The organism is Kribbella sp. NPDC048915, from assembly GCF_040649595.1.
GTDB lineage: Bacteria > Actinomycetota > Actinomycetes > Propionibacteriales > Kribbellaceae > Kribbella.
Genome location: NZ_JBEZFT010000044.1, coordinates 13,838 through 25,887 on the forward strand (window position 1 = coordinate 13,838; position 12,050 = coordinate 25,887).

Consider the following 12,050-nt stretch of genomic DNA (forward strand, 5'->3'; position numbering starts at 1 on the left):
GCGCGCCGGCCGGCATCGAATCCGATGGGAACATATGTTCGATAATCCTGTAGACTGCGGGTATGGTGGGGCGCAGTGTGGTGGGGCCGACGGCTTTGCGGATGATGCTGGGAGGTCATCTGCGGGAGCTGCGTGAGCGCGCCGGGGTCAGTCGCACGGACGCGGGATGGGCAATTCGGGCGTCGGAGTCGAAGATCAGCCGGCTCGAGCTCGGGAAGGTCCGCTTCAAGGAGCGGGACGTCGACGATCTCCTCACGCTGTACGGCGTGCGCGATCCGGGTGAGCGTGAGCGGCTGCTGACCCTCGCCCGCGAGGCCAACGACCCGGGCTGGTGGCATCGGTACGGCGACGTCACGCCGGAGTGGTTCGATGCGTACCTCGGGCTCGAGGCGACCGCCGAGCTGATCCGGACCTACGAGATCCAGTTCGTGCCCGGGCTGCTGCAGACCCCCGCGTACGCGCGGGCCGTCGCGCAGCTGACCCCGGGCAGCGCACGGACCGAGGCCGAGATCGAGCGGATCGTCGCGCTCCGCCGGCGACGGCAGACGGTGCTCGATCGCGAGCCACCGCTGAAACTCTGGGCAGTCATCGAGGAGGCGGTACTTCGGCGCCCGATCGGCGGTGTCGACGTCCTGCGCGACCAGCTCGACGCACTCCGCGAAGCCGTCACCCGGCCGAACGTGACGATCCAGATCATCCCGCTCGACAGCCCCGGCCACGCCGCCACCGGAGGCGCCTTCAGCCTGCTCCGCTTCCCGCAGCGCGACCTACCGGACATCGTCTACGTCGAACACCTCACCAGCGCCTTGTACCTCGACAAACGCGACGACGTAGAGGCCTACACCCAAGTCCTCGACATACTCGCCTCCACCAGCCCGAGCCCCCAACAAACCGACCAGCACCTGACCCACCTCCGCAACCGCCTGCCCACCTGAGCCGCTCGGTCAGCTGAGGGCTTCCAGGAGGGTTTTGTTGAAGGCCTCGAGGTCGTCGGGCTTGCGACTGGTGATGAGGTTGCCGTCCGCGACGACCGGCTCGTCCACCCACTCGGCGCCCGCGTTGCGCAGGTCGGTCTGCAAGCTCGGCCAGGACGTGAGCCGCTTCCCGCGCACCGCATCCGCCTCGATCAGCGTCCACGGCGCGTGGCAGATCGCGGCCACCGGCTTCCCCGACTCCACGAACTCCTTCACGAACGCGACCGCCTTCTCGTCCGTCCGCAACGCATCCGGGTTCGCCACGCCGCCGGGCAGGACCAACGCCGCGAAGTCGTCGACCGACGCGTCGCCGACAGCCTGATCGACCTTGGCTTTCTCGGCTGCGGTCAGGTGATTGAAGGTCTGTACCTCGCCGGTCTTGGGGCTCAGCAGTACCGGCTCATGTCCCGCCTCCTGCACCGCTTTCCAGGGCTCGGTGAGCTCCACCCGCTCGATCCCCTCAGCGGCCACCAGGAACGCGATTTTCGCCATCATGAACTCCTCTCCAGTATCGGCTCACCAACCGGTACCCGAGCCCCCGATCCGCACACACCTTGAGTAGGCAGGTGACAGGTGCTGGCTGGGGCACCCGGGTGGGCCGGCCGCTCTGTGGCCGCGCACTTCATGCGATCGCCTCGCCGATGACACCGTCGAGAGCGTCCGCGAAGGCCTTCCGGTACGGCGCCGAGATGCCGCGCCCCATGCCCGCGAGAACAACCATCCGCGACCCGGGTACCGCGTCCCGGATCGCCTCGCCGTGCGGCAGCGGAAGCAACGGATCCGCGTCGCCGTGCACCACGAGCACCGGTACCTTCAGATCGCCGAAGCCGCCGTTGCGCGAGGCGTCGAACGTCATCGCGTAATGATTCGTCAGCGAGGCCTCGTAGTTCCGTGCCCGCGCCATGTCCGCGCGCACCAACTCCCGAACGGGACCCTCGTCGAAGTGCCCCGCGGCTTCGGCCTCGATCGCGCGGACGACGTACTCCTCGACGGCCGCGGGGTCGGCGAAGTCCGGCGTTCCGAGACGCGGCATGTCGGGCGACGGCGGCGGGAGGTCGTCGTCGCCGGTGGTCGTCGACACAAACGTCACCGATGCGACCCGCGACGCATAATCGAGTCCGAGCATCAACGCCGTACCGCCGGACATCGACATCCCCACGACGTGCGCGCGTTCGACGCCGAGCACGTCGAGCAAGCCGACAGCGTCCGCGGCCAGGTCGCTCATCGCGTACGTCGGTGCGCCGACCGGGTACGACGTCGACCGGCCGGTGTCGCGCTGGTCGTAGCGGATCACGAAGCGCCCGCGGCCGGCCAACTCGGCACACAGGCCGTCCTCCCACCAGAGCATGGAGGCACCGGCCCCGTGGATCAGCAGTACGGCGGGATCGTCGGGGTCGCCGTACGTCTCGGCGAACAACTCGATCTCGTTGATGCGATAAGTAGGCATGTCCTGACCGTACGAGCGCCGACGGCCGGCTGTTCGACCGACCGGGCGGACCGAAGCCGGTGCGGATCTCGCGGCGCGCGCCATCGAGCTCGCGCAACGCGCCGTCGCCGACCTCACCTAGCTGACCGTCAGCACCTTCGAAGCGGTTTGCCAGCCCTGGTGATCGGCGTCTGCCAGCCAGACCACGCGGTACGTGAACGTGCCACGAGCCGTCGGCTTGATGCTGAACGCGTACTTGCCGTTCGTCGCCAGTTTCCCGGTCGTCACGGCCACCCACGTCGTACCGGACCGCCGCTGCAGGTACGCCGTCGTACCGGCGTGCGGCGGGTTCACGTACCCGTACAACACGCTCGAGGCGCCCAGCTTGATCGAGGCCGGCACCAGATACGCCGAGATCGCCGGATGGACCTGCACGAGCACCGATGCGCTCCGGGTGCCGAGGACGCCGGCCGCGCCGTTGTAGCCCCACATGTAGTACGTCGACACCGCCGGCTTCTGCGTCGCGCGGGCAACACCGTTGGCGTCGGCGGTGAACGTGCCGACCGTCGACCACTTGGTGGCGGTCTTCGCCTTGGAGTACAACACCATCGGCACGCCGGCCATCTTCACGCCGTCGAGCCGCGTCGCGGCCGTCGTCAGCGTCACGGCGCCGGTGTACATGATCGACGTCGCGCTCGCGGCGATCATGGACTTCGAGCCGGACAGCCGGACGTCGACGCCGGGGCTGATCTTGCCGGCACTGTTCTTCACCCACACCCGGTACGCGTAGCTGGCCGAGTTCGCCAGGCCGGTGTGCGCGTAGAGGCTCGCCGTCCCGTTGTAGATCGCCGTCCCGGTGGTCGGCAACCGCGGCGGCGTCGATCCGGACGCAGCGCGGATCATGATCTGGCCGAGGGTGACGTTGGAGGGCTTCGTCCAGCGCAGCGTGGCCGCCGTGACCCCGCCGGACACGGTGAAGCTGGTCACCGGCGGGGGCGGAGCGGTCAGGTTCAGGTAGTTGCGGTCGATCGACATCGTGACGCCGCCGTTGGTCTCGCTCACGTCACCGGCGAACTGGTGCACGCGCTGGTGGTTGTTCCAGTACGTCGACGGGATGAAGCGCGTCGTACCGACCGGCGTCGAGCCCCAGTGCGCGAACCAGATGTTGTCCGGCCGCGTGTACGCCGTACTCGTGTAAGCGCTCGCGAGATCGGCACCGCCCGACGCGGCACCGACGTACGCGCCGCCGAGATACCCACGCGCATTCAGCTCCTGCGTCCAGCCGCTCAGGTACGAAAGGACGGCGGCCTTGCATGCGGCCGTCGACGTGTAGTTCTCGATGTCGCTGTAGATCGCGCTACGCGGCGCGAACCCAAGCGCCTGCGCCGCCGCGACCGCGTTGATGGCGGCGTTCTTGCCCTGGGTCAGCGCGGTCGCCGGCACCGACGACATCCTGCTTTGGTACGTCGTGCACGGCGCCTGCAGGCCGACGTCGATGAGCAGGAACTGCCACCCCTTGCTCGCGTTCGCCGCGACCCAGTCGGCGGTCAGATTCGGCTGCGCGCAGGCGCGCAGCCCGCCGCTGATGTAGATGCCGACCCCTTGGTAGGTCGGCCGCCAGGCATCCATTGCAGCCTGGGACGGCGCGGCACAGGTGTCGAAGCCGTTGCCCGCGTAGTTGCCCGTTGCCACGATCGTCGGCGGGGCCGCGGCCAGTTGCGGCACCCGCGCGGACGACGTCTTCGTCACCACCCGGCCGGTCGCGAGCAGGTCGTTCGCCGTCCGCTCGGCACCCGGCGCGTAGTACGCCGTCACCAGCACGCCGGCGTCCGCGACCACGCGCCGCAGCAAACCGTCGGCGGGCAACTGCTTGGCGGACGACCGCGCGGCGGAGGTCAGTGGCTCGAGGATGAGGCCGGCGCTACGCCCGACGAGATGCGCCGGGCAGTTGGCCTGCGACGTACTGCGGCCGAGGTACACGGCCGGGCGATCGAGCCGAACGCACGCGGACGGATCCGCGACCAGGTCGACGATCGGCCAGGCGGCCGGGACACTCACCTGGTAGCCGCGGTACGTAACGGTCTTCGTGTCGTCCGCAGCCGCAGGGCTGGCCGCGACGAGCCCGGCGACGAGTGCGAGGGCAAGCGTGAGCCCCCCAGGTCTGAACAACCTCACCATGCTCCCCAGTTCCCGGCCGGATCAGCGGCCGTCGATGGACGTGCGCCCCCAGTGAAGGCGAGTGTCCGGGCCGCTGTCGAAGAGCGTCCGGCACTCGGCGCGATGCACGGATGCTATCGGCGCAGGTGTCGGCCGGTTCAAGGCCGGTTTTGGATCGCTCGGTACATAACATGCTAGGCTCGCGTTCATGCCGAGACCGAGAACGTTCGACGAGGACCGTGCGGTGGACGCCGCGATGCGCGTGTTCTGGACGTCCGGGTACGAGGCCACCTCGACGCAGGACCTTTGCGCCGCCACCGGGCTCGGCCGGAGCAGCATCTACAACACGTTCACCAGCAAGCGCGACCTGTTCGACCGCACGCTGCGGCGGTACACCGAGCTCTTCACCGCCGATCAGCTCGCCGTGATCCAGGACGCGACGCTACCGATCCGCGAGCGGATCCGGCGCCTGCTCTGGGTCGCGGTCGAGGCGGACCCCGACCAGCCGCCGGGCTGCCTGGTCATCAACACGATCGTCGAGCTCGGCCCCAAGGATCCGGAGATCGTCGAGTTGCTCGACCGCGATCACGAGCTCAAGCTGGTCGCCTTGACGACGGCCATCCGGGCCGCGCAGGCGACCGGCGAAATCGAGCCCGAGCGGGACGCCGCCGGCCTCGCGACCTACGTCTTCACCGTGCTCGGCGGTTTGCGCGTGGCCGCCCGCCGCGGCGCATCGTCCGAGAGCCAGCGCGCCGTCGTGGAAGCCACAGTGCGCTCGATCTGAGCCAGCTTCCGCGCCGGCCGCGCTTTCCACCGCCCACATTCTGTACTGATTGATTCAATACCCAGCCCTGCACCACTCAGCCTTCACGAGAGGACCTTCATGCCTCGCGCTGTCTATCTGCTCGGCCTGGCGATCTTCGCTCAGGGCACGTCCGAGTTGATGCTCGCCGGCCTGCTGCCCGAGGTCTCGACCGATCTCGGTGTGTCGATCCCCGCCGCGGGTCTGCTGATCTCCGCGTTCGCGGTCGGCATGCTCGTCGGTGCCCCGATTCTCGCCGCGACCACACTGCGCTGGTCGCGGCGGGCGGCGATGCTGGCGTTCCTGGTGATCTTCGCCCTCACCCACGTGGCCGGCGCGCTCACCTCGTCGTACGGCGTGCTGCTCGCGACCCGGGTCGCGAGCGCGTTCGTGTACGCCGGGTTCTGGGCGGTCGCGTCGGTGACGGCGATCGAGCTCGCCGGACCGGACCGCCGCGCGAAGGCGATGAGCATCCTGGCCGGCGGGCTGACCGTGGCCACGATCGTCGGGCTGCCCGCCGGAACGCTGCTCGGTCAGCACCTCGGCTGGCGATCGGCGTTCTGGGCGGTCGCAGCGCTGTCCGCCCTCGCGATCGCGGGCGTCCTGGCGACGATCCCGGGCGGTCGCGGTCACAACGTTCCCGCCTTGCGAGCCGAAGTACGCACCATGCGGAAGCCACGGCTCTGGCTCGCGTACGCGACGACGGCGCTGTCGACCGGCGGCGTCCTGGTCATCTTCAGCTACCTCGCTCCCCTGCTCACCGAAACCACCGGTCTGGCGCAGTGGTGGGTCCCGGTCGTGCTGGCGCTGTACGGCGTCGGCGCGCTGATCGGTATCACCGTCAGCGGGCGTACCGCGGACCGGCGCCCGTTCAGCACGCTGACCGTCAGCCTGGCCGGAGTCATCGTGGCCGCGATCGTGCTCGCGCTCGCCACCAGCACACCGTGGCTCGCCGTCATCGCCATCGTTGGCATCGGCACCTTCGGCTTCGCCACCAACCCGGCGGTGAACGCCCGCGTCTTCAGCGTGGCAGGATCGGCGCCGACGCTCGCCGCGGCGTTCAACGTGTCAGCCTTCAACGTAGGCATCACGCTCGGCCCATGGCTCGGCGGACTGGCTCTGGACGCGGGCGCCGGCTATCCGGCAGTCGGCTGGATCGGTGCCGGGCTCGCGGTTCTTGCCCTCGGTAGCCTTCCGCTCGCGATCCGCGCGCGGGCCGTTCAGCCGGCGTACGAGAGGGCCACGTCGATGACCGGCGCGTAGCCCGCGCGCAGTTCCGCGGTCCAGGTCGATGGGCCGGGCAGATCCCCGTGCACGACCTGCGATCTCAGCTCGACCGGACGCCACGCTTCGAGCAGCGGGCCGACCAGGTCCATCGCCCCCGGTCGACGGCCAGTTCTTTTCCGCAGCCTGGCCCATGGTGCGGGTCGCACCGCGGTTTCCGGTGCGCCGCGATCTAGGATTCCGCGGTGACTGATCTCGACCTGTTCGGCGACCTCGACACCGGCGCGCTCTCGGAGCGGCAGCAACGCATCCTGGTGGTGATCCGGGACTGGGTGACGCGGTACGGGTACGCGCCGAGCAGCCGGCAGATCGGCGAGGCGGTCGGCCTGCGGTCGTCCTCGTCGGTCTCCAAGCACCTGGCCGCGCTGGAGGAGCGCGGCTTCCTCCGCCGCAGCCCGTCGGTCTCGCGGCCGATCGACGTCCGGATGTTCCTCCAGGAGCCGGCCGCGCGGTCCGCGAGTGACGACAACGTGCCAGTGCCGGTCGTCGGTGACATCGCAGCCGGTACGCCGATCTCGGCCGTCGAGCACGTCGACGACGTACTGCAACTCCCCCGCGGGCTGACCGGCCGCGGCACCGTGTTCGGTCTGCGGGTCCGCGGCGAGTCGATGGTCGACGCCGCGATCTGCGACGGCGACATCGTCGTGGTCCGCCAGCAGTCCGAGGCGCACTCCGGTCAGATCGTCGCGGCGATGATCGACGAGGAAGCGACGGTGAAGGTGTACCGGCGCCGCAACGGTCACGTGTACCTCGAGCCGCGCAACCCGGCGTACGAGGTGATCGACGGCGACCACGCGACGATCCTCGGCGTCGTGGTGTCGGTGCTGCGCAGCGTCTAGCGCCCCTTCACGCCGAAGAGCTGCGACACGACCGGCACCCTCGACAGCAGCAGGGCGAGTAGTGCCGAGACGGCGAAGGTGGTCGGCAGCAGGACGGCGTACTTCGTCCCGATGCCCACGTTCCACGCGACGACGAAGTAGGCGATCGCGAGGATGACCGGCTGGTGCACGATGAAGTACGGCATCGCCGCGCGGGCCAGCGTCGGCGGCACCGGGCGCTGCAGCGCGGTCGCACGCAGCCCGAAGCCGAGGACCGCGACCAGCCAGCCCCAGACGGCCAGCGTGATCAGCGGCGAGTACCACAGGTACGGCCAGGAGTAGCCCGGATTCGGCCACCACCCGTCGAGGAAGTCGATGATGCCCGTGCCCACACCGAGCACAAAGGCACCGGCGCCGAGGATCAGTCCGTACCAGGCGTCTCGGCGTACCGCGGCACGCAGTCGCACGTCCGACATCACCAGATAGCCGATCACGAAGAAGTCGAAGAAGAACACGAACTCGCCCCACCCGTGCTCCGGACCCGGCGCGGCGAGCAGCAACAGGTGAACCGGCACCAGCGGTACGGCGAGGAGCAGGATCGAACCGCGGCGCTGGAACCGATCGGCGATCCACGAGGTCCGCCCGCGCAACAGGAGGAAGATCGGCAGCCCGAGGACGGCGAACTGGATCAGGTAGACGAGGAACCACAAGTGGTAGGTGTCGCGCAGCCACAACGGCCCGTCACCGCCGACGTCGCTGAAGAACCTCCGGGCGTCGCTGACGTACGAGCCCGACGACCGGCCCTTGTGGTGCTCCTCGATGAAGAACTGCACCGGCGACAGCAGCGCGTGCGCGACGGCGAACGGCAGCACCAACCGGATCGCCCGCTCCTTGAGGAACTCACCGCTGCTCCGCCACCGCAACGCCAGCCACACCGCGCACCCGGAGATCATGAAGAAGAACGCCAAGCCCCACAGACCGAGGAACGCGATCCCGATCGAGATGCCCTCACTGGTCTGCGCGTTCTTCACATGCCAGTCACCGTCGTCGAACGGCCGCAGCGTGTGAAACACGAACACCCCGAACAACGCCCCGATCCGCAACCAGTCCAGAAACCACAGCCGTTCCCCCGGCGCCTCCACACCCATACCGCCAGCATGCTGCCTCAGCGGTCCAGACGCTCGTGCACAATCCTCAGCTGCGCCGGAGTGTTTGAGAAGGTGGACGCATGAAGCATCCTCTGTTTGCCCGGGTGTATGCCCGGGCGCGGCCGACGTTGGATCAGCAGGGGGCCGCGGAGCATCGGCGGCGGTTGCTCGCCGGAGTTGCCGGGCGAGTGGTCGAGGTCGGAGCGGGCGACGGTGGGAACTTCGCGTTCTATCCGGCGGCGGTGAGTGCTGTGATCGCGGTCGAGCCGGAGCCCTATCTGCGCAGGCAGGCCGAGGTCGCGGCGCGGTCCGCGCAGGTCGACGTCCAGGTCGTCGACGGTACGGCGGATCGGCTGCCAGTCGCGGACGGCTCGGCAGATGTGGTCGTGTTCTCGCTGGTGCTGTGCTCAGTGCCTGACCAGGACGCCGCGCTGGCCGAGGCACGGCGGGTACTGCGTTCCGGCGGCGAGCTCAGGTTCTACGAGCATGTCGCGGCCGAGCCCGGTAGCAGGCTCGCGACTGTGCAGCGGGTCGCCGACGCGACGCTCTGGCCGCTGTTCGTCGGCGGTTGTCACACGCACCGCGACACACCGGCCGCGATCACCGCGGCCGGCTTCGAGATCGAGGAGCTCGAGCACTTCCAGTTCCCGCCCGGCCGGCCGACACCGGCCGGTCCGCACGTGCTCGGGCGGGCACGCCTCAGGGCGTGAGGTCCATCGCGGCGGTACCGGACTCGAAGTTGGTCGGGACCGAGACCTGGTCGTGGACGACCAGCCAGGCGCCGTCGATCTTCCGCCAGACGCCGGTGTAGCGCAGCCAGTAGTCGATCTTCCCGCCCGGTTTCGTCGTCGCGTTCATGTGGTTGAGGCTGTAGGCGACCGCGAGCTCGCCCTCGACGAGTACGGTCAGGTCGTGGACGTCGTACTCCAGCGGTGTCTCGACGAAGGCGAAGAGGCGCTCCCAGTTGGCCATCTTGTGCTCCGCGCCGAGGTGGCGCAGCGGCGGTTCGATGTCGAAGGACACCAGGCCGGGCGCGAAGAGCGTCCGGAGGGTGGCAAGGTCACCGGTGCGGACCGCGTTCACCAGGGCGTCGACCCGCTCCCGGACCTCGACTTCGGCAACAGCTGAAAGATTCGATGTGGTCATGCTCGGTACGACGAAACGCCAGGGCGAACTGTCAGACGTCACGGTTCGCCGCGCTACGGCGTCGTACCGGTATGGACGAAAGGACCGACATGACTGAGCCCGGGCTGAGCGCGATCATGAGCGAGCGGCGGCAGCTGATCAACCTCGCCTACCGGCTGCTCGGATCGCTGGCCGACGCCGAAGACGTGGTCCAGGAGACGTACACGCGCTGGTACGCGATGACGCCGGCCGAGCAGCAGGCGATCGACAATCCGCCGGCGTGGCTGACCAGGGTGGCGAGCCGGATCTGCCTTGACCTCCTCCGGTCGGCGCGGGCGCGGCGGGAGCGGTACGTCGGCGAGTGGATCCCCGAGCCGCTGCCGGAGAGCACCGAGTGGCGGACGGGCCCGGCGGAGTCCGTCGATCCTGCTGACCGGGTCACGCTGGACGAGTCGGTGAACATGGCCTTCCTGGTCGTCCTGGACGCGATGACGCCGGCCGAGCGAGTCGCGTTCATCCTGCACGACGTGTTCCGATACCCGTTCCCGGAGGTCGCCGAGATCGTCGGTCGGACGCCCGCGGCGTGCCGCCAGCTCGCGTCGTCGGCGCGGCGGCGGATCCGCGAGGCCGACCTCCCCGCGGCGCCGTCGGCACGGCGGGCCGAGCTGGTCCGCGAGTTCAAGCAGGCCTGGGAGTCGGCCGACATCGCCAAGCTGGTGAACCTGCTCGACCCGGCCGTCACCGCGGTCGCCGACGGCGGCGGCATCGTCCCCGCGTCCCTCGAGCCGGTCAGCGGCAACGCCGAGGTGGCGGAGTACTTCACGAACCTGCCGGTGTTCAGCCTCGGCCGGACGATTTTCGAACGCACCGTCAACGGTCAGCCCGGCCTGGTCATTCAGTACGAAGGTGTCACCGAAACCGTGATCGCCTTCGACGTCAACGCCGACCGGATCACCAACATCTGGGCGATCAGGAACCCCGAGAAGCTCCACCCCTGGAGCTGACTCCGGCAGCGTCCCGGCGGCGTGGTCGGCGCTCGGCCGTACAGTTGGCTCGTGACGGCCGGACAGGCGGACGCACAGTCCGACCAGCCTCCTGGGACCCACCGGATGTGGCCGCTGTACGCCGCCGGGTTCACGACGGCGTTTGGTGCGCACGCTGTGGCGGCGAACCTCGGTGGTTCCTCCTCCGACGCCGTCACCTCACTGCTCGGCCTCGGTGTCCTGCTCGCCCTGTACGACGGAGCGGAAGTAGTCCTGAAGCCGGTCTTCGGGACGATCGCGGACCGCATCGGTGCCCGCCGGATGTTGCTCTTCGGCCTCTGCGGATTCGCCATCGCCTCCGGGCTCTACGTGCTCGTGGACCGGACCGGCTGGCTGTGGGCCGCCCGCGTCGGACAGGGTGCGGCGGCCTCGGCCTTCTCCCCCGCGGCCTCGGCGCTCGTGGCGCGATTGAATCCGGCAGCCAGGCACGGACGCGCGTTCGGCTCGTACGGGTTCTTCAAGAGCCTCGGTTACACGGCCGGTCCGCTGCTCGGCGGAGTCCTCGTGTGGCTCGGTGGGCTCCGGCTGCTGTTCGCGACGATGACGGGTCTCGCCGCGGCCGTCGCGCTCTGGGCGCTGCTCGTCGTACCCGCTGTGCCGCCGCTGCCGCGCACGCGGCAGACCGTCCTGGGCCTCGTCCGTCGGCTCCGAGCCCCGGGATTCCTTCGTCCGACCGCGGCTTTGGCGGCCGCAACGGCTGCGCTCAGCGTCGGTGTCGGGTTCTTGCCGGTCACCGGCGCCTCGGACGGACTCGGCACCGTCGCCACCGGCGCCGCCGTGTCGTTGCTTGCCGCCACCGCTGCAGTGGTGCAGCCGCTCATCGGACGCGCCCTCGACGCCGGCACAGTGACGACGCGGACCGGGATCGCGATCGGACTGCTGCTGGCGGCGGCAGGCTTCGTGTGCACCGCGCTGTCCGGCGTGGTGGTCCTGCTGGGCGCGGCGGCGCTGATCGGGGTGGGCACGGGGATGATCACGCCGCTCGGGTTCGCTGCGCTGACCGCGAGCGCGCCGCCGGAGCGACTCGGTCAGACGATGGGCGCCGCCGAGGTCGGCCGCGAACTCGGTGACGCCGGTGGTCCCCTGCTCGTCGGCTCGGTCGCGACGGTCGCCGTTCTCGAGACCGGCTACCTCGCGCTCGCCGTACTCCTGCTGCTCGGTCTGCTCATCCTTCCCACGACGCGAAGCTGAACAGTCTCCGGCCCGTGGCCAGACAGAAATGAGGCGGGGATCTCGTACTGCAGGTGCCACGATCGCCGATCCACGGCGTTAA

General features: G+C 69.5%; 13 protein-coding genes. 7 read left to right on the top strand and 6 right to left on the bottom strand.

The window, feature by feature from the left end; genetic code table 11:
• Positions 1-62: 62 nt before the first annotated feature.
• On the top strand, positions 63-935 hold the full coding sequence (locus tag AB0B82_RS21820; protein WP_360171296.1) for a helix-turn-helix transcriptional regulator: 873 nt from the start codon (positions 63-65) through the stop codon (positions 933-935).
• 9 nt (positions 936-944) lie between these two features.
• Here AB0B82_RS21820 and AB0B82_RS21825 read toward each other — a convergent pair whose 3' ends face one another.
• The 3 genes from AB0B82_RS21825 to AB0B82_RS21835 all read right to left on the bottom strand — a co-directional run bounded on the left by AB0B82_RS21825 (position 945) and on the right by AB0B82_RS21835 (position 4,578).
• Complete coding sequence (locus tag AB0B82_RS21825; RefSeq protein ID WP_360171299.1) at positions 945-1,466, bottom strand: type 1 glutamine amidotransferase domain-containing protein; 522 nt, start codon at positions 1,464-1,466, stop codon at positions 945-947.
• A 130-nt stretch (positions 1,467-1,596) separates the two neighbouring features.
• Positions 1,597-2,421 (bottom strand): alpha/beta hydrolase, encoded by an 825-nt coding sequence (locus AB0B82_RS21830; RefSeq protein WP_360171302.1) that lies wholly within the window; start codon positions 2,419-2,421, stop codon positions 1,597-1,599.
• Positions 2,422-2,538: 117 nt separating this feature from the next.
• Entirely contained in the window at positions 2,539-4,578 is a 2,040-nt protein-coding gene (locus tag AB0B82_RS21835) for a DUF1906 domain-containing protein (RefSeq protein ID WP_360171305.1), read from the bottom strand.
• A 187-nt stretch (positions 4,579-4,765) separates the two neighbouring features.
• On the opposite strand from AB0B82_RS21835, the gene AB0B82_RS21840 reads away from it, so the two are divergent.
• Both AB0B82_RS21840 and AB0B82_RS21845 read left to right on the top strand, forming a co-directional pair.
• The gene (locus AB0B82_RS21840) at positions 4,766-5,341 is read left to right on the top strand and encodes a TetR/AcrR family transcriptional regulator (RefSeq protein ID WP_360171308.1); all 576 of its coding nucleotides are present in this window, start codon (positions 4,766-4,768) and stop codon (positions 5,339-5,341) included.
• 99 nt (positions 5,342-5,440) lie between these two features.
• The gene (locus AB0B82_RS21845; RefSeq protein ID WP_360171311.1) at positions 5,441-6,622 is read left to right on the top strand and encodes a Cmx/CmrA family chloramphenicol efflux MFS transporter; all 1,182 of its coding nucleotides are present in this window, start codon (positions 5,441-5,443) and stop codon (positions 6,620-6,622) included.
• Here AB0B82_RS21845 and AB0B82_RS21850 read toward each other — a convergent pair.
• Positions 6,580-6,735 (bottom strand): hypothetical protein, encoded by a 156-nt coding sequence (locus AB0B82_RS21850; protein WP_360171314.1) that lies wholly within the window; start codon positions 6,733-6,735, stop codon positions 6,580-6,582. The genes AB0B82_RS21845 and AB0B82_RS21850 overlap by 43 nt on opposite strands.
• 93 nt (positions 6,736-6,828) lie before the next feature.
• On the opposite strand from AB0B82_RS21850, the gene lexA reads away from it, so the two are divergent.
• A complete protein-coding gene (lexA, locus tag AB0B82_RS21855) occupies positions 6,829-7,482 on the top strand; it encodes a transcriptional repressor LexA (protein ID WP_360171317.1) in 654 nt (217 codons plus the stop codon).
• On the opposite strand, the gene AB0B82_RS21860 is transcribed toward lexA, so the two are convergent.
• A complete protein-coding gene (locus AB0B82_RS21860) occupies positions 7,479-8,609 on the bottom strand; it encodes an acyltransferase (protein ID WP_360171320.1) in 1,131 nt (376 codons plus the stop codon). The genes lexA and AB0B82_RS21860 overlap by 4 nt on opposite strands.
• A gap of 80 nt (positions 8,610-8,689) precedes the next feature.
• Between AB0B82_RS21860 and AB0B82_RS21865 the strand changes: the two genes are divergently transcribed.
• Positions 8,690-9,319 carry a methyltransferase domain-containing protein gene (locus AB0B82_RS21865; RefSeq protein WP_360171323.1) on the top strand — a complete coding sequence of 210 codons (630 nt, stop codon included), beginning with the start codon at positions 8,690-8,692 and terminating at the stop codon, positions 9,317-9,319.
• On the opposite strand, the gene AB0B82_RS21870 is transcribed toward AB0B82_RS21865, so the two are convergent.
• Complete coding sequence (locus AB0B82_RS21870; RefSeq protein WP_360171326.1) at positions 9,309-9,755, bottom strand: nuclear transport factor 2 family protein; 447 nt, start codon at positions 9,753-9,755, stop codon at positions 9,309-9,311. The genes AB0B82_RS21865 and AB0B82_RS21870 overlap by 11 nt on opposite strands.
• An 89-nt stretch (positions 9,756-9,844) precedes the next feature.
• Between AB0B82_RS21870 and sigJ the strand changes: the two genes are divergently transcribed.
• Positions 9,845-10,738 (top strand): RNA polymerase sigma factor SigJ, encoded by an 894-nt coding sequence (gene sigJ, locus AB0B82_RS21875; RefSeq protein WP_360171329.1) that lies wholly within the window; start codon positions 9,845-9,847, stop codon positions 10,736-10,738.
• Between the two features lie 51 nt (positions 10,739-10,789).
• Complete coding sequence (locus AB0B82_RS21880; RefSeq protein WP_360171332.1) at positions 10,790-11,968, top strand: MFS transporter; 1,179 nt, start codon at positions 10,790-10,792, stop codon at positions 11,966-11,968.
• Positions 11,969-12,050 lie beyond the last annotated feature (82 nt).

Bases quoted from the DNA above. Each gene is read 5' to 3' on its own strand.
- AB0B82_RS21835 (WP_360171305.1), bottom strand. From the start codon at position 4,578: ATGGTGAGGTTGTTCAGACCTGGGGGGCTCACGCTTGCCCTCGCACTC.
- AB0B82_RS21865 (WP_360171323.1), top strand. From the start codon at position 8,690: ATGAAGCATCCTCTGTTTGCCCGGGTGTATGCCCGGGCGCGGCCGACG.
- AB0B82_RS21870 (WP_360171326.1), bottom strand. From the start codon at position 9,755: ATGACCACATCGAATCTTTCAGCTGTTGCCGAAGTCGAGGTCCGGGAG.
- AB0B82_RS21830 (WP_360171302.1), bottom strand. From the start codon at position 2,421: ATGCCTACTTATCGCATCAACGAGATCGAGTTGTTCGCCGAGACGTAC.
- AB0B82_RS21825 (WP_360171299.1), bottom strand. From the start codon at position 1,466: ATGGCGAAAATCGCGTTCCTGGTGGCCGCTGAGGGGATCGAGCGGGTG.
- AB0B82_RS21840 (WP_360171308.1), top strand. From the start codon at position 4,766: ATGCCGAGACCGAGAACGTTCGACGAGGACCGTGCGGTGGACGCCGCG.
- AB0B82_RS21860 (WP_360171320.1), bottom strand. From the start codon at position 8,609: ATGGGTGTGGAGGCGCCGGGGGAACGGCTGTGGTTTCTGGACTGGTTG.
- sigJ (WP_360171329.1), top strand. From the start codon at position 9,845: ATGACTGAGCCCGGGCTGAGCGCGATCATGAGCGAGCGGCGGCAGCTG.
- AB0B82_RS21845 (WP_360171311.1), top strand. From the start codon at position 5,441: ATGCCTCGCGCTGTCTATCTGCTCGGCCTGGCGATCTTCGCTCAGGGC.
- AB0B82_RS21820 (WP_360171296.1), top strand. From the start codon at position 63: ATGGTGGGGCGCAGTGTGGTGGGGCCGACGGCTTTGCGGATGATGCTG.
- AB0B82_RS21850 (WP_360171314.1), bottom strand. From the start codon at position 6,735: ATGGACCTGGTCGGCCCGCTGCTCGAAGCGTGGCGTCCGGTCGAGCTG.